Annotated in this window: 20 protein-coding genes; 1 reads left to right on the top strand and 19 read right to left on the bottom strand. The window is 34.6% G+C overall.

Annotation, left to right across the window (positions count from 1 at the left end):
- Positions 1–179: 179 nt before the first annotated feature.
- The 13 genes from V1503_RS21820 to V1503_RS21760 form a co-directional block, all read right to left on the bottom strand.
- On the bottom strand, positions 180–374 hold the full coding sequence (locus tag V1503_RS21820) for a twin-arginine translocase TatA/TatE family subunit (protein ID WP_214481192.1): 195 nt from the start codon (positions 372–374) through the stop codon (positions 180–182).
- Positions 375–527: 153 nt separating this feature from the next.
- A complete protein-coding gene (ilvA, locus tag V1503_RS21815; protein ID WP_410629133.1) occupies positions 528–1,799 on the bottom strand; it encodes a threonine ammonia-lyase IlvA in 1,272 nt (423 codons plus the stop codon).
- Positions 1,800–2,020: 221 nt separating this feature from the next.
- Positions 2,021–2,536 (bottom strand): dihydrofolate reductase, encoded by a 516-nt coding sequence (locus V1503_RS21810; protein WP_410629132.1) that lies wholly within the window; start codon positions 2,534–2,536, stop codon positions 2,021–2,023.
- Positions 2,537–2,545: 9 nt separating this feature from the next.
- Positions 2,546–3,253: an anthrax toxin lethal factor-related metalloendopeptidase gene (locus V1503_RS21805; RefSeq protein WP_352223060.1), complete on the bottom strand. Its 708-nt coding sequence runs from the start codon at positions 3,251–3,253 to the stop codon at positions 2,546–2,548.
- Positions 3,254–3,431: 178 nt separating this feature from the next.
- Positions 3,432–4,667: a dicarboxylate/amino acid:cation symporter gene (locus V1503_RS21800; RefSeq protein WP_320259473.1), complete on the bottom strand. Its 1,236-nt coding sequence runs from the start codon at positions 4,665–4,667 to the stop codon at positions 3,432–3,434.
- Positions 4,668–5,043: 376 nt separating this feature from the next.
- A complete protein-coding gene (locus V1503_RS21795; RefSeq protein WP_410629131.1) occupies positions 5,044–5,646 on the bottom strand; it encodes a YpjP family protein in 603 nt (200 codons plus the stop codon).
- A gap of 444 nt (positions 5,647–6,090) precedes the next feature.
- Positions 6,091–6,225, bottom strand: a complete 135-nt coding sequence (locus tag V1503_RS21790) for a YuzL family protein (protein ID WP_214481198.1) — start codon at positions 6,223–6,225, stop codon at positions 6,091–6,093.
- Positions 6,226–6,424: 199 nt separating this feature from the next.
- Positions 6,425–7,204, bottom strand: coding sequence for a class I SAM-dependent methyltransferase (locus tag V1503_RS21785; protein WP_410629130.1), 780 nt, complete (start codon positions 7,202–7,204; stop codon positions 6,425–6,427).
- Positions 7,205–7,327: 123 nt separating this feature from the next.
- Entirely contained in the window at positions 7,328–7,762 is a 435-nt protein-coding gene (locus V1503_RS21780) for a BrxA/BrxB family bacilliredoxin (protein WP_410629129.1), read from the bottom strand.
- A gap of 74 nt (positions 7,763–7,836) precedes the next feature.
- Positions 7,837–9,516 (bottom strand): dihydroxy-acid dehydratase, encoded by a 1,680-nt coding sequence (gene ilvD / locus V1503_RS21775; RefSeq protein ID WP_410629128.1) that lies wholly within the window; start codon positions 9,514–9,516, stop codon positions 7,837–7,839.
- 403 nt (positions 9,517–9,919) lie between these two features.
- Positions 9,920–10,789 (bottom strand): LysR family transcriptional regulator, encoded by an 870-nt coding sequence (locus V1503_RS21770; protein ID WP_214481202.1) that lies wholly within the window; start codon positions 10,787–10,789, stop codon positions 9,920–9,922.
- A gap of 63 nt (positions 10,790–10,852) precedes the next feature.
- Complete coding sequence (cuyB, locus tag V1503_RS21765; protein WP_410629127.1) at positions 10,853–11,563, bottom strand: cysteate racemase; 711 nt, start codon at positions 11,561–11,563, stop codon at positions 10,853–10,855.
- A gap of 179 nt (positions 11,564–11,742) precedes the next feature.
- The gene (locus tag V1503_RS21760) at positions 11,743–12,876 is read right to left on the bottom strand and encodes a conserved virulence factor C family protein (RefSeq protein WP_410629126.1); all 1,134 of its coding nucleotides are present in this window, start codon (positions 12,874–12,876) and stop codon (positions 11,743–11,745) included.
- A 246-nt stretch (positions 12,877–13,122) separates the two neighbouring features.
- On the opposite strand from V1503_RS21760, the gene V1503_RS21755 reads away from it, so the two are divergent.
- Positions 13,123–14,097: a C40 family peptidase gene (locus tag V1503_RS21755; RefSeq protein ID WP_410629125.1), complete on the top strand. Its 975-nt coding sequence runs from the start codon at positions 13,123–13,125 to the stop codon at positions 14,095–14,097.
- Between the two features lie 482 nt (positions 14,098–14,579).
- Here V1503_RS21755 and V1503_RS21750 read toward each other — a convergent pair whose 3' ends face one another.
- The 6 genes from V1503_RS21750 to V1503_RS21725 form a co-directional block, all read right to left on the bottom strand.
- Entirely contained in the window at positions 14,580–16,463 is a 1,884-nt protein-coding gene (locus tag V1503_RS21750; protein ID WP_410629124.1) for an ABC-F family ATP-binding cassette domain-containing protein, read from the bottom strand.
- On the bottom strand, positions 16,460–17,104 hold the full coding sequence (locus V1503_RS21745) for an HD domain-containing protein (RefSeq protein ID WP_410629123.1): 645 nt from the start codon (positions 17,102–17,104) through the stop codon (positions 16,460–16,462). The genes V1503_RS21750 and V1503_RS21745 overlap by 4 nt, the downstream gene beginning before the upstream one ends.
- Before the next feature lie 1,262 nt (positions 17,105–18,366).
- Entirely contained in the window at positions 18,367–19,209 is an 843-nt protein-coding gene (locus V1503_RS21740; RefSeq protein ID WP_214481207.1) for a DegV family protein, read from the bottom strand.
- A 561-nt stretch (positions 19,210–19,770) separates the two neighbouring features.
- Positions 19,771–20,250: a glutathione peroxidase gene (locus tag V1503_RS21735; protein WP_214481208.1), complete on the bottom strand. Its 480-nt coding sequence runs from the start codon at positions 20,248–20,250 to the stop codon at positions 19,771–19,773.
- 78 nt (positions 20,251–20,328) lie between these two features.
- Positions 20,329–20,874: a hypothetical protein gene (locus V1503_RS21730; protein ID WP_410629122.1), complete on the bottom strand. Its 546-nt coding sequence runs from the start codon at positions 20,872–20,874 to the stop codon at positions 20,329–20,331.
- Positions 20,855–22,543, bottom strand: coding sequence for a formate--tetrahydrofolate ligase (locus V1503_RS21725; RefSeq protein WP_410629121.1), 1,689 nt, complete (start codon positions 22,541–22,543; stop codon positions 20,855–20,857). Before V1503_RS21725 ends, V1503_RS21730 begins: the two co-directional genes overlap by 20 nt.
- Between the last annotated feature and the right edge of the window lie 69 nt (positions 22,544–22,612).

Raw genomic sequence — 22,612 nt, 5'->3', positions numbered from 1 at the left:
TTCACTATGAGCCACCCTCTTAGGGTCTTTATCATTACCTTTGTTGCTGCTCGTGCTATTTTGAACAGCTAGAAGAGGTTTATGCGATTGTCACCAAATTTATAGAAGAAACATGAATTACGAATAAATCATCCGTAAATAACCTTAATTAATGAAGAATAGAATAAATGTATGGATTTTTAGGTCGCTTTCTTCTTTTTATCTTCTTCTAATTCGTCAATCACATCGCTAGTCAATTCTTTAGTAGATGTTTTAAATTCTTTCAGCGTTTGTCCAAAAGATCTCCCAATTTCAGGAAGTTTTTTTGGGCCAAATATAACTAAAGCAATTACTAATATAAGGATAAGGCCCGGAACCCCAATGTTTGTAAGCATGTTCATCATCCCCCCTGTTTCCTATTTCATGAAAAGCTTAGTTAAATTATATTATTATTTCCAACAAAAATGGATGATGGACGGAGATTATTCACAAGAAGTTCATATTTTCTTAAATTCACAACATCTTCTTGTTAACAGAAAAGTAATCTGTTAAATAAACAAATGAAAAAGATTGCTGTCCTTTTTCACTTCTTGGTATGCAAAACCTTTTTTGTTCATACGTTCTATTAATGGTTTATAGTCATTTTTGTGCTTTAATTCAATGCCTACTAATGCAGGTCCATTTTCTCTATTATTTTTTTTCGTATATTCAAATCTTGAAATATCGTCAGTTGGACCTAACACTTCATCTAGAAATTCTCTTAACGCCCCAGCTCTCTGAGGGAAATTAACAATAAAATAGTGTTGCAAGCCTTCATACATCATAGACCGTTCTTTAATCTCTTGCATTCTTCCTATATCATTATTACCACCACTTATGACACAAACAACAGTTTTCCCACGTATTTGGTCTTTATAAAAATCTAATGCTGCAATTGGTAATGCGCCTGCAGGTTCAGCAACAATAGCATTCTCATTATATAATTCAAGGATTGTCGTACAAGCTTTCCCTTCTGGAACTAACAGTACATCATCTACAACAGCGTTACTTATGTTAAACGTCGTATCACCAACTTTTTTCACAGCAGCTCCATCAACAAATTTATCAATTGTATCAAGAGTGGTCACTTCCCCCTTCTTTCGAGATACATCCATGGCAGGAGCTCCCTCAGGTTCAACACCAATGACCTTTGTTTGTGGTGAAATGCTCTTTACATAAGTACCAATGCCCGAAATGAGACCACCACCACCTATACTAGCAAAAATATAGTCGATTGGTTCATCACAATCATTTAGTAGTTCTACTGCCACAGTACCTTGACCAGCAATAACGTTCATATCGTCAAATGGATGGATAAATGGTCTATTCTCTAATTTACTGCATGTCATTGCTTGCTCGTAAGCATCGTCAAATGTATCACCTGTTAAGATAATTTCAACGTTCTCTTTCCCAAACAGCTCTACTTGTGATACCTTTTGTCTTGGAGTTGTTGTTGGCATAAATATCTTGCCATGAATTCCAAGATGTCTACAAGAATATGCAACTCCTTGAGCATGATTGCCTGCGCTTGCACACACTATTCCAGATTCCAACTCTTGCTTTGATAAATGTTTGATGCAATTAAATGCTCCGCGAATTTTGAAAGAACGGACAACCTGTAGATCCTCTCTCTTTATATATAAATTACAGTCAAATCTTTCTGATAAGACTTCATTGCGCTGTAAAGGGGTATGAGTTACTACATCTTTCAATGTTTGATGGGCAATCATTATATCCTCGAGTTGAACACGCTTTACTTGTTGTTTAACTTGTTGGCTCATTATACAAACCCTTTCTGTAAGTAGTAATTACTTTAATACGTTAATGTTGTGATTGGAACATTATATCATGAAATATTTAAAATGAAATATATTTTCAGAAAATATTTTAAATTTCTCACCAACAATAAAAACATGCAATTATACTTGTGTTTGTTATAATGATTATCGGAAATAACATCATTAATCGCACCTGTTCAATACATTAGATGCAGTAAAATTTCTTATGCACTTGTTACCTCTTCACTTCTCCTACGTTCATAAGTTAAGAAATAATAGTCTATATTGTTATCTTCATCCTTCAAACCTTTTGTCTTTGATTTTAAATGCCAGTCATCATCAGAAATCATAAAAGGAAAATACGTATCCCCTGCATATGTAGCATTAACAAACGTAACATACAGCTTATCGACATATTGAAATAGTTGCTTATAAAGTGTTTCACCACCGAAAATAAATACTTCCTCGTTGTTAGCTTGTTCTTCAATACGAAAGATGTCATCGATTGTATGAATCAGTTGAACGCCTTCTATTTCAATATTTTGATCTCTCGTTAAAACCACATTTTTTCTATCTGGTAACGGTCTTCCTATGGAATCAAATGTTTTTCTCCCCATAACTACAGTGTGACCCATCGTTATGCGCTTAACGTGTGCTAAATCATTAGGTAGATGCCATGGAATGCTGTTGTTTTTTCCAATCGTACGGTTTTTATCAAATGCAACAATGATTGATAACATCTATTTTCCTCATTTCATTAATGATAAGCTGCGTATATATTTCGCTGTTAAGGGGGCATTTTCCGCAAGAAGTTCTCTCGTTTCGTTACTTGTATAGTACATAGCAAAAGCTTCTGCAAAAAATTCCTCTGGATAATCATTAAAATATGGTTGATTTGGAAAGATGGTCGACACTTCAGTATTCCAAGCTGCCAAAAACTCCATACTATGTCTAATGTTATCAAAAACAATCGCATCAATCGAATGCGCTAACTCGTGCAATTCAAGGTTGTGAGAACCGTGACCTTGCCCTTTTTCACTATGTCCTATTTTTACAAGGACGACGTAGTTTCCTCCCATTCCAGGAACACTATCCCACTTCATGTCAGTATCCACATAACCTCTCGGTCTTACACCTGCTAAGTGGTTAGCAAATGGTTCATTAATGATAGAACCATTAAACAATTTTACATATACTTTGTTATTAACTAATTTCTGCATTATTGCAGAATCAATTCGGTTAAGTGATTGTATTATATTAAGAACTGATCGTTCGTCAAATTCCTCATTTGGAAGTAGTAGCATCTCTTTAATATATTCATAGTTTGATAGTTGTTGAACAACTGTCATTTCATTTATTGGATGATAGTTTTTTAGAAGTACCCCATATTGATTAGCAGAGGAAGGGATCGTAAGGAAAGGGACAAATATACATAATAATAGCGTCATTTTTTTCATCACATTCAATGTGTGCCTCCCCCCAACTTGGAAATCTAGTGTAATATATATGTAATATTAGTGTAACATATATCTCACAGTGGAGGGTGTGCTCAAACTCTATTAAATTATGGAAAAGAGAAGGTGAAACTTTTTATAAAAAAATAGCCAACCTAATAATTAGGTTGGCTATTTTGGTTTATGCAGTTTTAGCATTACTTGCTTCATGCTTTTCTTCTGATTTAGCGATAAACTTCGCACATGCAGCGTCACCAGTAATATTAACTGCTGTTCTTGTCATATCAAGTAACCTATCAACACCAAGAACGAGTGCAATTGCCTCTAAGCTTAATCCAACTGATGTTAGTACCATCGTTAACATAATGATTCCCACTCCAGGAACACCTGCAGTTCCGATACTAGCTAATGTAGCTGTTAATACGATAGTAGCTAGATCGGCCATTGAAAGATCTACACCGTATAGCTGAGCAATAAATACCGTAGCAACCCCTTGCATGATCGCTGTGCCGTCCATATTGATTGTAGCACCTAATGGCTGAACGAAACCACTAATACTCTTAGGTATTTTTAAATTCTTTTGAGCTGTCTCCATTGATACTGGTAAAGTAGCTGAACTACTTGATGTACTAAAAGCGACAGCAATTGCTGGTAAGAAGTTTTTAATGAAAGTAATCGGATTCATTTTACCAAGGACTAATATAACTGAACCATATGTTATTGACAAATGTATGAATAACGCTAAAAGTACAGCAAAGAAATATTTACCCATTGCAGCAATCGCATCAAATCCTTGTCCACCTATCGCAACTGCTATAAGTGCGAATGCACCGATAGGAGCTAGCTTCATAACAACATCTACCAAGAACATTAATATGCTATTTGATTCTTCAATAATCTTTTTAATAGAAGGTACTTTTCCTTCAAGCTGTGTAATAGCAAAACCAATTAAGATAGAGAAAAAGATAATTTGCAACATGTTTCCTTCAACCATTGCTTCAAAAGCATTAGTTGGAATGATATCGATTAATGTTTCCATAACCGGTGGTGCTTCTTTAGCTTCTACTTCTGTATCTTCTCCTATAGTTAATCCTTCTACTAGACCCGGTTGTAGAATATTACCTACCGATAATGCAATTACTAGTGCAATAGAAGTAGTAATTAAGAAAAAGATAACTGTCTTGATACCAATTCGTCCTAATTTTTTCGGATCACTTATTCCCGCAGTTCCTAAAATTAGTGAGATAATAACAATAGGTACTACTAATAGCTTAATTAAGCCAATGAAGATTTTACCGAGTGGAGTTAAAATGTAAGTTTCTGCTGCGTCAAACCATTGAGGAATTCCGATATTGAAAACTAACCCGACTAAAATACCTAGACCCATACCAATTAATATTTTTTTTGTTAATGACATAACTTCACCTCTTTAATACTTTGTTGTGTTAAAAACTATAGGGTAATAATACTTATGAAGATGAGGATACCAAAGTCTTCATGCTGCTTTTTTATTTTAATACATGTGAACGATTGTTGTCAATTATCAAAATATTATGATCTAAAAAATAATATTTTGTCGAAATCACGATCCATATTGTTACAATCAACCTACTTTGTTACTCAAATATAATAAACTACTTAATAAATCAACTTCTAGAATGCATATCTATCCATTAAGAAAGTAGTTTTTTATCTGAATCATTTTTAATACTAGTTTCTAAAATAGTTTTTTAATATAGCAAAATAAACAAAAAAAATACGTTGCTTTTTCAAAAGCAACGTAAAAATCAGCCTCAGGTTTTCCACCGTGGTGGGGTATTTTTGTCCCAATATATACTTCCTAAATCGTTATGTGCTTGGAATGTATCTAGATACGTATGGTAGTGAAAATTGAACCAATATCCCTCCAAAGGTGGGTGATCCCTTCTGACATGAAAACGAACAAGGTCCTTATTTTGCTCATTATCATATATGTTAAATATTTTTTCTCCATAGCCACCAGATGGACTTTCTGTGATGGATAAGTTATGCAATTTATAATCTGGGTATTGATTAGTTAGATCTAGTATTACTTCTTCTATTTTGGGTAATACAGCTAGACGGAATTCATCCTCGATAACAGGACCAATTTTTTGTCCGAATTTTTCAAACGACTTATCTTGAACAGCAGTCATCGTCGTTTCGATAAATTGTTGCCTATTCTCCTCATCTTCTTCAACCTCTAACTGGAATAGGTGCTCATCATCTTCAGCCGTCAGATCAGGGTTAACTAAATCTTGCTTCGATGTGTCATTGGATTTAGAAACTGGGACTGTTAAAGATGGTGGTGGAGATATTAACCCAAATGTACTTATTGTGATTAAGATGACAAGTGTTTTTCTCATCCACAGTGGCATTGTAATTCTTCCTTCCTTTTTAAATAAATCTACTTCTATGTAAATGTTTTCATTCTATTATTCTACATGATGATCATAATATATTAATACGAGTTTAGTAGCATAAATATTTAAATTTTAAGTTCGATGTATTAATAAATATTATAGCACAAATAATATGTGGAGAGGAGGTTTCAAGTATGGAAAATGATATTGTATATTTTGTATTATCCATTATCACATTGGGGTTTTTAACTTATTTAAACATAACTGACTAACTTTGTGATAATACGATAAAAACACCCTTCATATACTAAAAATCAACTGCAAGTTCAACTTTAACTTATTCACTAAAAAATCTTATAGCAGTAAAGAAATAACCGGTAAACAAACTAACATAGAGGCAGCTGATGTTAATAGAGTTTTGGGTCGACTCAAATGTATGACGAGTCGACCCAACTTCGCTTATGATTGTTTATTTTTCTTTCGAGCTGAACTTTTCTGATAGTTTCCAGTTTCAGCTGAAGTAGTCCCTTGCCCCTCTACATCAGGAGAGCTTAAACCGATCGTTGCAGGGTTTTTCTTACGTTTTTTAGACACTAATATCACCTCCATCTGTATACTTTAACCTACTTAACTTATTTCATTCGAACAGCAATTTATTTAATCAAACCTCTTTTTATATTGTTTGATTTTAACTAAAGGCTGTTTACACCTTGAGTGTTGTTTATCGTACAAAGACATAAAACATAAGATACAATTTATAACGCGATTGATAAGAATAATCAAATTGTAAACATCAAATAGCGGCATGAAGATAGCCAAAGTGAAATTTAGCTGTTTTTCGTTTTTCTACAATAAAATTAAACTTGTCAAACGTGTTACTTTGATAATGATCCTTCAACACTATTCTTCGTTTTGCTACGCGCTTTGCTTCAGATAACACTTCCGCTGTGATTTCTGAATAAACTGCTAAATGTTTTAAGCTATTAATACCGTTTGATTCGGTTATCGTTTTTTCAAACATTGGATCAAAATATACGACATCAAAATAATCACTCGGACAATTTTTTAAATATAGTAAATGATCGTAATGAACAATTTCAATCCATTTCATAGCATTGGTTATCTCTAATAACTGAGAATTCCATTCATGTAGCCCTCTCTTAACCAAATATGCTAAATAACGATTTCCTTCAACTCCTACAACTTTTCCACTCCTACCAACTACATAACTCGCCAAAATACTATCAGAAGCTAGTCCAACAGTGCAATCTAAAAAAGTCATACCTTCTGAAAGTTGTACAGCTCTAAGAAACGGGTCATCAAGTCCTAGCATTATACGTTTTAAACGGAACATAGCTGAATTAGGATGAAAAAACACCGGTTCATTTGCAGTGATAGGATGTATTTCTAGTCTATTTCTACCTATCATTAGCACATCTTGGTTATAGTGGTGTTTCAATTCCTTTAAAGACGATTTTCTTCTATCAACATAAGGGATTTTTAAATCCCTCGCTACTTCTTTTGCAAGTAGAATACCATTTTCATCTGTTCGACCACCGGTTGTTGCAATCAATGTCATCACCTATTTTTAATTCTTCTGTAAAATCTCATAAATAGTTGTAAGCTTTAATTAACAAATAAAATTAAGTGTGCTTTCACGTAACATATAGAAAGAGGACGTCATATAGACATCCTCTTAACATGATTTATTAAAAGCAGATTGTAAGTTCTCCATAATCTGTTCCATCGCATGACCTTCAATTTCATGACGGGGAATAAAATGTACCACTTCTTTTCCTTTCAGTAGAGCCATTGATGGTGATGATGGCTCAAGGTCGACAAAATACTCCCTCATCTTAGAAGTAGCCTCTTTATCTTGACCTGCAAACACTGTAACAAGCTGATCAGGTTTTTTGTCATTATTTAATACAGCATGCGTTGCAGCTGGTCTAGCTAGCCCTGCTGCACATCCACATACCGAGTTAACTACAACCAAGGTAGTGCCTTGTGCTTCATCTAAAAATTCTTCAACTGATTCAGCTGTCAATAGTTCAGTAAAGCCTGCGTTGACTAATTCTTGACGCATCGGCTTAACCATTTGTTTCATATATTCTTCATAAGCCATCGACATATACAATTCCCTCCAATAACATTCCGATGCTTAAAGAATACTGTACATATCATAGAAAATCAACTAATAACAACTTAATAAAGATCTGTGACCGCACCTTTTGAAGCACAAGAGACTTGATGAGCGAATTTTCCTAGCACACCTCTTGAATGTAATTTAGGTGCTACCCAGCTAGCTCGACGTTCTTCTAGCTCTACTTCTGAGAGATCAACGGCTAGTGACTGTAACTCACTATTGATGGTTACGATATCACCAGTTTTCAACAAACCAATTGGGCCACCTACTTGTGCTTCTGGGGCAATGTGGCCAACAACAAGTCCGTGTGTGCCTCCTGAGAAGCGGCCATCAGTTAATAATGCCACACTCTCTCCTAATCCTTTACCAACTAAGATAGCTGATATTGATAACATCTCTGGCATACCAGGACCTCCTTTAGGTCCTTCATAACGAATAACAAGTACATCGCCAGCTTTGATATCATCATTTAGTACTGCTTGTGTTGCTTCATCCTCTGAATTAAATACTTTAGCTGGTCCAGTTAGGTGCTTTGTTTTCAAGCCTGATACTTTTGCAACTGCACCATCTGGAGCTAAATTACCTTTTAAAATAACTAAAGGACCCGTTGCTTTTAACGGTTCTGAAAATGGCATGATGACTTTTTGACCTTCTACTAAAGGTGGTGCCTCCGCTAAGTTTTCGGCTAATGTTTTCCCTGTTACAGTAAGACACTGTCCGTGTAAAAGACCTTCATCAAGCAATACTTTCATAACGGCTTGGACCCCACCTGCTTCATGAAGATCTTGCATCACATATTGACCACTTGGTTTTAAATCCGCAATATGAGGCACTTTCTTTTGCAATCTATCAAAGTCTTCCAATGACAAATCGACATCAACTGAATGAGCAATTGCTAATAAATGAAGAATTGCATTTGTTGATCCTCCAAGTGCTAATACAACAGTAAAAGCATTCTCAAAAGCTTCTTTTGTCATAATATCCTTTGGATAAATTCCTTTTTCTAACAAATGATAAACTACTTCTCCTGCTTTCAAACAGTCTTCGCCTTTTAAGGAAGACTCTGCAGGATTCGATGAACTTCCTGGTAAACTCATTCCCATTGCTTCTATTGCAGAAGCCATCGTGTTAGCAGTATACATTCCCCCGCATGAACCAGCTCCAGGGCATGCATGACACTCAATTTGATGGAGCTCTTCACGATCAATATCACCTTTATTATATTGTCCCACTCCTTCAAATGCTGAGACAATGTCAATATCTTTGTCATTATGTCTACCAGGTTTTATTGTACCACCGTAAACAAATACTGCTGGCACATTAGAACGCCCAATAGCGATCATACATCCAGGCATGTTTTTGTCACATCCACCGATAGCAACAAAAGCATCCAAATTTTCTCCACCAACAACGGTTTCAATAGAATCAGCAATAACTTCCCGACTAGGTAATGAAAACCTCATACCTGCTGTTCCCATTGAAATACCATCTGAAACAGTAATTGTATTAAATATTAACGGTGCGCCACCGGCATTTTTAGCACCTTCTTTTGCCTTGATAGCTAGCTCATCAATATGAATATTACATGGCGTTACCTCGCTCCATGTACTTGCAATACCAATCATCGGTTTTTTAAAATCTTCATCACTAAAACCGACAGCACGCAGCATTGCTCGATTCGGTGCTCGTTTTACATCATCACTAAGCGCTTTACTTCGGATACGTAAATCCTTGGACATATTATCAACCTCTCTTTGAGTATATATTTTAACAATATAGTTTGTTTTCATTTGTTTTGCAATAGTTTTTTTGTGAATTTTTTTAAAATACTGTAAATAAGTTTATGACTGGTTACAATTTACAAAATGAACATAGAAAAAGGGTAAGGTTCCAAAAAGTTTAATTGCTTATTTTATTGGATCAACCGCCAATAAAATAGCCAACTTATTAGAACCTACCCTATTTAAGTCTGCTTTATTTATCTATTAAATTCTGAATGTTATCGCATTGATTGTTGTTTTTCCTACTAAGAAATAAAAACGGATAAACCAAGCGGTCGTGGTAACTTTCCTCATATTAATAAGGTCACTTGGCATAGATTTATTTTTTCCTGTCCTCTATTAGTTTCAATAGCAACAAAGTTTACGAAAAGAGTCTTTCCTTAAAATAATTGATAAAAACGGATTGTGAACTCCCTTTTACGTAAATAAAATCAATGCTTATATTCATTCTAATTGGTGGTGTTAATTCAACTCGAACGAGCTGCTCCTTTTGAAGCTCCTTTTTTACACAATGTTCAGGTAAAAAGCTAATCCCCATACCTTGTATGACTAAGTTTTTTGCTGTTTCCATATTGTCAACTTCCAAAGAAATATTCGGTGAAATACTATTCGTCGAAAAAATTCTATGAATATAAAGCCAGTCCATCGAGCCATAATCAAAAAAAATGAGTGGCCACTTTGCAACTTGCTCTAACGTTATCGTTTCCTGCTTCAGCAAAACATGGTCGTTCGAAACAAACAGGCTTATAGGATCATCGTATAAATGAATCGATTCAATTTCTGGATGAGTTTCTCTTCTTATAATTCCAAAATCAACTTCTTGATTAATTACTTTTTGTAAAACGTCTTTTGAATGCCCAGTTATTATCTTCATTCGTACATTGTTAAATTCTGCTTTAAAATCAGGTAGCATAGATGGTAAGACATTATTAGCTATAGATAATGCACAGCCGATTTTTAATTCGTTCGGAAGCAGTTCTTGCTGGAGTCTATACTTTGCTTCTTGATAAGATTGCAATATTTTTTGCGCATGGGGAAAAAAATATTCACCTTTATCAGTTAGCGATACTTTATTTCCTTGACGAAGAAATAGCTTAATATTCATTTCACGTTCTAGAGATTGAATTCGTGCAGAAACAGAAGGCTGAGTCAAAAATAGCGCTTCTGCTGCTTTATTAAAGCTCCCAAGTTGACAAACATATATGAAAGCTTCAATATTATCAATATTCATACTCCCCACCCTTTTGTTTTCTCACTCTTCTAACTTATCACTCTACTAAGTTATACGCTTGCTTTATACAGAAAGTAACTCATTATTCATATTTGTTGCTATGTGTACGACCTTTTTTGCAATAATTTCAGTTGGGTCTACCACAATCAATTGTTTTGTTGATTGAAGCACAAGTGGTATTTCGGTACAACCTGCAATAATTGCATCAGCACCAAGTTCCTTCAACTCTTTAGCGATAGCTGATAAGTAAAATAATCCCGTTTCTAGTTTACCACCTTTTATAGAATATATCCCCTTCATAACATATGCTTGCATGTCTTTGTTTGAATTGATAAGGGCAATATCATATTTATTTAAACAATGCTGATACAAGTTAGATTGTAAAGTACCATCAGTAGCTAATAAACCGACTCTCTTGAATTTGTGCTCTTGTAAATATTTCGCAGTTTCAATTGGCATATGGATCACCGGTATATCAACTGAGTGTATAACAGCCTTGTAGAAAAAGTGTGCAGTATTACACGCAATCATTAATAAATCTGCACCAGCCTTTTGTAGCCGTTGTGCAGATGCTACAATTAATGGTGTCGGATCTAAGCCTTCACCTATAATTGCTGAAGTGCGATCAGGAATTTGTGAGTTGCTATCCACAATGAGGTGAAGATGGTCTTGATCATGTTTGGCTGGCGTATTATTAATTATTTTATTCATTAAATCTACTGTTGCCTTCGGGCCCATACCACCTATTATGCCTACTTTTTTGCTCTCCATCATTATCACAACCTTAAAATAATCATTAAGTATGAAGTAAATTATAGTTTTATTTTGCTTCATTGACTTATAGAAAAGTTCTATTTAATGATAGAAACATTTAATGATCCGTATAATCATTACCAACAAAAAACCAGGTGTAATAAACTCTACACCTGATTTGAATATATACATCTTATATATTAATCTTTGTTATTCCTACTATCCGTCATCTGTTTCCAAACAGACCCTTTCGCTTCCTCTCCTTCTTTAATTCGTTCAATTGCTAGTTTCATTTGCATACTTACTTCAAATTCCGGATCATTTTGAGCTTCAATTAAAGCAGGCAATGCTGAATCGTCTCCAACTTCATATAAAAACATCGCTGCTCTCCACCGAACTAATTTACTCGGATCTTGTAAAGCTTTAATCATTGCCCCAATCGCACTTGGATCTCCAATATCTGATAAGCAATCCCCAGCCGTTCTTCTAACTGTTATACTCTTATCAGTCAACGCTTTATATAAATATGGTAACACAACTGTTTTTTCTATCATGCCTAAGTACACGGTAGCGAGACGTCGTATCGAAGCTTTATCATCATTTAATGCTTGTGCTAAAACTGGAATATCTTCCTCAGTTGGCTCCATTTGTTCTAGTGCCGCATACCGTTTAGTCCAATCAGCATTTTCTAGCATTTCAGCTGTTACTTTGTAGCTGTTTTTTAACAAATGACTTGCTGCGGTATGATCTTTTTTCTTTGCTGCATCAACTAGTCTATTTAAGCGGTCTTCATCATAAACAGCTATTAATTCCTCAACCACCTCTGAACCAACATCTTCAATATCACCATAACGAGTTCCATATTCCTGCCATTGTCTATCACTAACGACATTATTTACGGATGATTGCATTGTTAATACTGCTTCTTTAAATCGCTCTGGTAAGCCATACCGTTTTTCAGTTTGTCCATCTAGTAATTTCACTTGCATTGGAATAAATTGGATCATTTGCACAAAAACTTTTACATCTCCAAATGTATCAGCAACTTCTTGACGTGTATCGCTAGATTCTTCAATATCTTCCCCAAAAGCCTCCCTTACTTTTGGTAAGATCTCTTGCCAATCATACTTGGCATTACGTTCTACAGCTAAAAAATCAGCAACATGGTATACTCCTTTCACACCATCAATCAACAAAATGTCTTGAATGATTTGTGGTGCACTTTCGCTATTCTCTCTCTTATAATTATTACTTTTTCCAGAGGGTAATTCTTTGTTTAAGATAATTTTCATTGTATTTGGACTAGGTGTTGGTTCAATTGTATTGATCTTCAAACTAATCTCCCCTTTTTTACTACAAGTATAGTAAAAATAATTTTAACATACGTACGTCCTTCCATCCATTACACTCACTTATAAAAAGTTGTCCGATATATTTCTACAAAAGATGAGCAAATTTACTGTTAATTTGTCATAATCAATCTTATTCACAAATATTAATGTTATAAATCATTCCCCTTTTTCTAAGCACAGGTAATTTTACTTATTTAAAATGACACTTTATTGGAATGGAGGTCAAACATGAAGTTATCAACAGGAACAAAGTATAACTTTGTTTTGTCATCAGTTGCCGCCACTGTTGTATTAAGTACGTCATTGCCAATAAACACATCTGTAAATTCCAATATTTTAAGTGTGCGGGAACTAAAGAAAGAACAATTACGTTATGGACATACTGGGCAAGCAGTAAAAACACTTCAACTAAAGCTTAAAAACCTGGCAATGTATCATAGTCATATTGACGGGGTTTATGGTAAGAAAACGAAGGAAGCTGTACAATTATTTCAAAGTAAAACACAGTTAGCTACAGATGGCATTACCGATCAAAAGACGTTAACTACATTAGCTAAGTTTGATACACTCCACAAGCAAAAAGTTCTGTCATACGGTTCCACAGGTGAAGAGGTAGTAAAATTACAACACCAATTACAAAACCTAGGTTATTACGAAGGACATGTTGATGGAATATTCGGTCCACTTACATTAGCAGCAGTAAAAACATATCAGCAACGTAATAAGTTGACAATTGATGGCATAGCTGGACGACAAACATTGCAACACCTTGAAACAAATAAGAATAAGGTTGGTAAAACAATATATATCAAACCAGCAAAACAAACGACAGTGAACTCTGTTGATACATCCTTGATCACAATTGCGCAAAAATACATCGGAAGCCCATATGTTTGGGGTGGAACTTCACCTAGCGGCTTTGATTGCAGCGGCTTTTTAACTTTTGTATTTGATCAAAAAAGCATCAAAATCCCTAGAACAGTCAGTGACATATGGAATTTTACTGTTGACGTCCAAAATCCAAGCATCGGTGATATTGTTTTTTTTGAAACGTATAAGCCAGGGCCTTCTCATGCTGGAATTTACATTGGGAATAACCAATTTATTCATACTGATTCATCAGTTGGCGTTACAGTTAGTCATCTTAGTAACTCCTACTGGAACTCTCGATATTTGGGAGCAAAGCGAGTTGTCCAATACTAAGAAACCTTCTACAGTGTGTATGTCTACTAAACTAGGAATAGATATATTATTTCTATCAACAATGATTAAGCCATACAAAAAGTCCAACTGTAAAAGTTGAACTTTCATATGACATGAGAATGTGAATGGCACTGTAAACTAACAACCGAAGGTGTAGGTCTTTAACAAAGGATGTTTTCGCATTAAATATTGCCTTTCGTAATAAATGCGTACACAATTAGATTTCGTGGCACCTTTTTCTTCTGTACAACAATGACTAACCATGTAAAACTACTTTCTTTGGTAATAATTTGGCTTTTAATAGTAACGATGAGAAGAGCCTTAATAAGTTATACCGAATTATGTTTTTTAGCTAGTGACTTATATCAAATCAAAGTTAATTATTCGGCAGTTGTTCTCAAACAAACGGGATCCATGTTCAGTTTAGTGCATGCATAATTGACAAACATTAATACAACAATTCAGCTCCATAACATAGAGTTTCATTTAGTTGCTTCTATGATTTCAGATAATTCTTCCCAACGTTCCATCAACTGTTCTAATTGTTTTGTAGTATCCTCATGTTCCTTCATTAGTGATTGAGCAGTTTCAAAATCACTTCCTGTTTGTTCAATTTGTTGCGTCAGGTGTTCACAAGTTTGTTCCATTTCTGCGATCCGATCTTCAATTGTTTCCCACTCTTTTTGTTCCTTGTAAGTTAGCTTGCGGATTTGCTTCTTTTCTTTTTTCGGAACTTCTTTGTCTTTTTGTAATTCTTTCACTATTGTCTTTTCAGAACGCTGTTCAATAAAAGCTGTGTATGAACCAAAGTGTGTTTTCACATGTCCATCACCTTGAAAAACGAGAATTTGTTCCGCTATTTTGTCCAAAAAGTATCGGTCGTGTGATACAGTGATTACAACACCTGGGAACTCATCTAAATAATCTTCTAATATTGTCAAAGTTTTAGTATCAAGGTCATTTGTTGGTTCATCGAGTAATAAAACATTTGGTGCATCCATTAATATTTTTAATAAAAATAGTCGCTTTCTCTCTCCACCAGAAAGTTTACGAATCGGTGTACCGTGAGTATGCATCGGAAATAAGAATCGCTCTAGCATTTGAGCAGCAGAAATTGTGTGACCATCTATCGTTTCTATAACTTCTCTTGACTCCTTCACATATTCAATGATCCGTTGATTTTCATTCATATGAAAGGTTTCTTGAGTATAGTATCCAATTTTAACAGTTGGACCGACTGAGAATTTTCCATCGTCAGGCGTTATTTTTCCTGCTATTAAATTTAGCAATGTAGATTTCCCAGATCCATTCTCCCCAACGATACCGATGCGGTCTCCCCGCTTTATTAACAGGTTAAAATCTACTAAAATGGTTTTGTCCCCGTAAGATTTGGTGACATTTTCTAATTCAACTACCTTCTTCCCTAGACGGCTAGATTGTAATGATATATCCAACTTGCTTTCATTTGTTGTAAATTTACTATTTTCTAATTCCTCAAAGCGCTTTATTCTCGCCTTTTGTTTCGTTGTTCTTGCTTTTGCGCCTCTTTTTATCCAAGCGAGTTCATAACGGTATAGATTCTGACGTTTTTCCTCACTAGCCTGTGCTTGTTCTTCTCTTAACGCTTTTCCTTCTAAATAAGATGAATACCCGCCTGCATAACTATATAAGTTACCATTATCCAACTCCAAGATGCGATTTGTAACTCGATCTAAAAAATACCGATCGTGTGTTACAAGCAATATAGCCCCATTAAACTTAGCTAAATAATCTTCTAACCACATGATTGTCTCATAATCTAAATGGTTCGTTGGTTCATCTAAAATTAATAAATCAGGTTCTGCTATCAATGCCTGTGCTAATGACACTCTCTTTTTTTGTCCTCCTGATAGCTCGCCAATTTGTTGTGAATAATCTTTGATACCGAGCTTAGTTAGTATTGCTTTTGCATTTGAATTCGCTTCCCAAGCATTCATAGCATCCATACGTTGCTGTGTAGTAAACAACGCTTGTTGGATTTTTTCATTTGTCGGTTCATCTGCTAGTTTTAATAAAATGTGCTCGTACTCTTTTAATAAGTTAATAAGTGGCGTATCACCATGAAAAACTTGATCAAGCACTGAATGGTTTTCTTTAAATACTGGTTGCTGAGCTAAATAGCTTATTGTATAGCCTTTTGAACACATCATTTGACCTTCATCAGGAGTTTCTTCTCCAGCAATAAGCTTTAACAAAGTTGATTTCCCTGTTCCGTTTACACCTATGACCCCAATTCGATCACCGGACGTTATACTGAAAGATATGTTTTCAAACAACGTCCTTTCTGTATAGCTTTTTGTGAAATTTTCTACTGTTAGTAATTTCATAGCTGACCATTCCATTCCTCAAAAAATTGTAATAAGTACTTTTCTATAAAAACATGCCTTTGTTGCGCTATCTTCTTTCCTTCTTCCGTGTTCATTTTATCTGAAAGGCGTAATAATTTCTCATAAAAGTGGTTAATTGTTGTACTTTGCTCATATCGATATTGCTCATACGTCATGCTTTCCCTTAACGGTATATCAGGGTCATAAAGTACATGTCCCTTTATGCCACCGTATGTAAATGCACGAGCTATACCGATCGCACCTAATGCGTCTAATCTATCTGCATCTTGAACAACTCGACCTTCAAGGGATTTCATTGGAACTCCATTTCCTCCTTTAAACGAAAGTGAGGTAATGATATCCATTATATGTTGAGTATCGACAGATTTTACTCCGTTTGAATGCAGAAAGCTTGTTACGTGTTTAATTGCACCTTTTGGATCATCCATAATTTTGTCATCTATCGTATCGTGTAACAACGCAGCCATTTCAACTATAAAAAGATTTGACCTTTCAATTTTACCTATATGTAATGCCAAGTTTCTAACGCGATGTATATGAAAATAGTCATGACCAGTTCGGTCATCAACTAATATTGATTTTACAAATTGTTCAGTAATTTTTATCATTTCTGCATTCATTAATATCACCTGTTTAAATTATTGGACGTTTTACACTATATATCTTGTCCGTTGTAACAGCAAAAAAAGAACATCCACTCTTTTAAAATACTATATAACCGACAATTTAATAATGCAGCGTTTTTCGTAAAGTTTGAAGCTTTTAAGGCAAATATTGGATAGCACCAAATAAATTTATGCAATTGACATCATTTAAAATGAGATAGTATGCCAAAGTTGTATTCGTCTATATTTAAGAGTTCAAAAAAAACTTTCAATGCCAAAAAAAGCCACTTTTTAAAAAAACAGACATAAGCCTATTTCTTTCTCAACACATTGTAACATGACGGAAGGATTATTGTGGAATCATTTTAAGTAGGGACATTTGACTAACAACATGCATATAATGATGAAGATTTAATATTAAAGCAACTAAATATCAAGGTTCACTTGTAATACTTGTTGCTTTTAAACTAAGCATTAAGCATATGTCTTATATTCATAGTATTTAATGGGTATAGACCCTTTTCGTAAACCTTGTTGCGATAATTCGTAAAATAGCATATAAAAACATCGTTTTATAGCGATGCCCCGAAACTTATTTATATACGTTTGTTATTTGTTGGAACGATAAACAACTTTCAATACGAAAACAGGCTTGTTAATTATGCTATTTTATGAACATGCACTAACATGGTTGTCCCCAAAATAGGCTGGAGCTCATACACCAATTAATGCTTCTTGTTTAGACTTTGTTAGTTTACAGGTAGGAAGAGAGAAAAATTGAAAGGATCTGGTTCACATAAATAATAATAGTTGCTTTCATCAACATCCTCCCCAAACGCAATCAACAATTGGCACAGCTTGGTATGGACGTCATGTAATAATGATTGTCTGTAATCCTACAACAAACCAATTCGTTTCATTATACTCAAGCTTACATGCTCCTATAGAGCCTACCAATCCAAATTGTGCAGAAACTATAGCTCAATTATTGAGTATAGGCTATAAAATTGAGGGAAGCGTACCACTTTCTACTCATTTAGTGCAATATATACTAGTGTTGTAGGTTCATTTTCACACATGTAACCTTTAAAACAACACTATAACGATATGTAGTTACCTTTCATAATTATTTTCGCATTGCGTGTTGCTTTGCATACAAATAAATTAACACAGACACAACAATAGTTTCATGGCATTTATCTTCTATAATATTGTGATAACATATGAGACTTTCTGTTAATATCGTAATTTTGTATCAATAACAACAAAGTTAGAGCCTAATTATTAAACCAGCTAATTCCAATTGTGTCTTCACCTGTATGTACACCTAGAGAAGTAGAAAATGGGTACGTAAGTACATTCAACGAAGGAAACAAACTTTCTATTTTTTGTTTTAGTACCTGTGCTTTATCACTGCGTAATCCATATAATAAATACACTTCTGAGATTGTTGAATGTTGGACTTCTTCTTTCAATATAGTAAGGAAGCGATGTAAGGCCTTACGTTCTGATCGCACTTTGTCATAGATTGCTAATGTACCATTGTTAAAAGTGATGATTGGTTTAATTTTCAACAAACTACCAACCACAAATTGGATACTATTTAACCTTCCACTCGCATATAGCTGCTCAAGACTACCAACTATTACATACATTTTATTTTTGTCTACTAATTTTTGTATAGAAGATACGATATCTTTAATTTCTGTGCCTGCTCTGTTAAGTCGAATACCTTCAGAAATTAAAGCTGTCATTGGATATGAGGTAACTTTCGAATCAATTACATAAATTGGTTTTTTAATTTGTTGTGCTGCTTGAAAGCTTGAAGAATAAGTGCCGCTTAATTTCGAAGAAACATGTATTGAAATAATGTAATCATAACTGTATTGTAACTTTTCATACAATGCTTGAAATTGACCAACCGATGGTTGGGAAGTTTTCGGTTTGGAGATTGAAGATTTTAATTTACTGTATAACTCATAAGGCGTTAGATCCACACCATCCCGATATTCTTGATTATCAAAGATTATCGTAATTGGTACAACGTATACATCAGGGTGATGCTGTAATTCCTCATTAATGCAAGCTGAGCTATCCGTTACCCACGCTATTTTTAGCACATTTCTTCAATCCCTTCTTTTCATTGAACATTATAGCTATTCACATTCATTAGATACTTTTCTAAGTAGTATTTATGGAAGTATTGTTACTTTTTTTAAAAACTCATGAATCTTAGTTCTTTTCGTAAACTTTGTTTTATACCAAATTAGTACCATTTATATGTTAGCCATCGTTGTAAACAAGAAAGGATGCCAAGAACTCTTGTGGTGTGCGTGTTTATTTCTTTATACGAAAAAAAACAATCCATGCGAAAACAGCTTTCGTCAAGTTTGTTACGATTGTTTTCAATTAGCAACGTAAGAAGGAATTTAATAGATTAATATTATCGTTTTACTTAAGAAAAGATGCCAAGAACCACAGTTGTGTAGGTGTTTATTGTTTAACTCATTATGATCACACCTACATAATTATAATAGATCATTGTGTTACTACTCTTCACGAATCATCATTTCTAACCTACCTTACTTAAATATATAAAAACTGCACCTTCATAAATATCTACGGCTATTTTGAAGGTGCAGCTTTTTATGACGATAGTTGTATTACAATTGATAGCTCAATTAGTTTAGCAACTGCTCAATATTTTCTTTCATTGCAGATGGTTCTACTTTAGGAGCAAATCTCGATACGGGTTTGCCATTTTTATCAATTAGAAATTTAGTGAAATTCCATTTAATTCCTTTCGAACCTAAAATTCCAGGTGCTTCTTCTTTTAAGTATGTAAATAACGGATGAGCATCCTCACCATTCACATCAACTTTCGAAAACATCGGAAATGTTACACCGTAATTAATTTCGCAAAAGCTCTCAATTTCTTCATCATCACCCGGTTCTTGATTTCCAAATTGATCACAAGGAAACCCTAATACTACAAGTCCTTTATCTTTATATGTTTTATATAACTCTTCAAGTTGTTTATATTGTGGAGTAAAACCGCATTTACTAGCTGTGTTAACAACCATTACGACCTGCCCTTCGTAATCATGTAAAGATTTAGCTTCACCCTTAATTGTTGATGCTGAAAATTCGTATATAGACATCTTTATCCCTCCTGTTTACTATTGTAAAAGTTGTTTTAAGGTATATCAAATGATTACACCTATAAAATTAGTTTAATTTCATAATTGTTGAAGGGTGCAAAGTATAAAATCAACCATTTCAATCAAATCATCAATATTTTCTTCATACATAAAACGGTCAAATATAATGTCCGTATGATGAGTGTATAAGGTTGGTTGTTCACTCGGGTTATGTGATATTGTTTGCTGATAAATATACTCTTGCCCCCACACACTTTTGACGATTTTTAATGCATGTTCCGGTATACCCTCAACTGACTTTAAATATTGTATAAACCCTACACTTATACTACAACCTGGTTTTTGCCCTGGTGTTTGTAATAATTCCTTACTAAGATTAGCAACATCCATAGATAGCTTCATGTATGCAGCTGGTGATCCTTGTCTATCTTTTAGTCGAAAGTTTATCTTATAAGATCTTGACATCGTTGCAAGGTTAACTAAATCATCCCGATTGATAATTTCAATTGTGCCACCTAAATCAAGATCATATATCTCTCCTTCAAGGACAACCTTTAGATTCTCAAAAACGGTAGGGTCGAATATAGTTCCATTTTTCATAATACTAGAATAAGCCCACCGCATTACCATCTTCATCTACATCCATATTTAATGCAGCTGGGTTTGTTGGTAACCCCGGCATAGTCATCATATTTCCTGTTAAAGCTACGATGAATCCTGCTCCGATTGATGGTTTTAGTTCTCTCACAGTAATTGTAAAATCTTTCGGTCTGCCAGCCTTTGTCGGATCATCTGATAAAGAATATTGCGTTTTAGCTATACAAACAGGTAGTTGATCCCAACCCAGCTGTTCAAATTGAGTAATTTGCTTTTTAGCTTTAGAGGTAAATTCCACCTTTTCCGCACCGTAAACTTGTGTGGCAATTGTATTAATTTTTTCAACGATTGAATCATTTAGATCATATAACGGTGAGAATTGATTGTTAGTAGATTCCATGACATCTAATAATTTTCCAGCTAAATCCACACCACCTTGACCACCTTTTTCCCATACTTCAGTTAAGGAAACAGGATAGTTTTGGTCATTACACCAAGCGATTAAAGAGTTAATTTCTTCATCAGAGTCTGTGACAAATTTATTTACTGATACAACAAACGGTAACCCAAACGCTTTGACAGTTTCAATATGCTTCTGGAGATTTTCTAACCCAGCATTTAACGCAGGCACGTTTTCTTCTTTTAAATTATTTTTATTTACTCCTCCATGCATTTTTAACGCACGGATCGTAGCAACAATAACTACAGCAGCAGGGTCAATTCCTGCTGTTCTCGCTTTTATATTCAGGAATTTTTCTGCTCCCAAATCTGCGCCAAAACCAGCTTCAGTTATAACATAATCCCCAAGCTTAGAAGCCATTTTCGTAGCGATAACACTGTTGCACCCATGTGCAATATTAGCAAAAGGACCACCATGTATAAGCGCAGGAGTGTGCTCAAGTGTTTGTACTAAATTAGGTTTAAGTGCATCCTTAAGAAGTAAGGTCAACGCTCCTTCTACACCTAAATCTCTAACTGTTACAGGCTGCTTATCAAAATTATATGCTACAACAATATTTGAAAGCCTATTTTTGAGATCATGTATATCTGTTGCTAGACAAAAAATAGCCATAATTTCGGACGCAACCGTAATATCAAAACCATCTTCACGTGGGACTCCTTGAATAGGTCCACCCAATCCGATAACGACCTGACGTAAAGCGCGATCGTTTAAATCGACAGCACGTTTCCAATTGATTCTTCGTTGATCGATTTTCAGTTTATTCCCATGATGAATGTGGTTATCGATGATAGCTGCGAGCGTATTATTTGCTGTAGTAATCGCATGTAAATCTCCAGTAAAATGTAAATTAATATCTTCCATAGGTATAACTTGTGAGTAGCCACCACCTGACGCTCCGCCTTTGATCCCCATAGTTGGTCCTAAAGAAGGCTCTCTCATTGCAATAATTGCTTTTTTCCCTAATTTAGTAAATGCTTGACCTAATCCAACTGTAACTGTAGACTTACCCTCACCAGCTGCAGTAGGGTTAATAGCAGTTACTAAAATGACTTTACCATCTTGCTTCGTTTTCAAACGATCCATAGCATTCAAAGAAATCTTAGCTTTATAATGACCATATGGCTCCACTTCTTCTCGTGTCAGATCAAGTTGGCTAGCTATTTCTGAAATCGGTTTCATTTCTGCTTTTTGAGCTATTTCAATATCTGATTTAATTGTCATTTTTGTGCTCATATGTATCCCCCATATTCATTCTTTTTATGAGTCATTTTACAAATTTATTGTACCACTTCTCAATAATTC

It is taken from the genome of Nanhaiella sioensis (assembly GCF_046557775.1).
Taxonomy (GTDB): domain Bacteria; phylum Bacillota; class Bacilli; order Bacillales; family SM2101; genus Nanhaiella; species Nanhaiella sioensis.
This window is presented reverse-complemented; position numbering and strand designations above follow the sequence as displayed.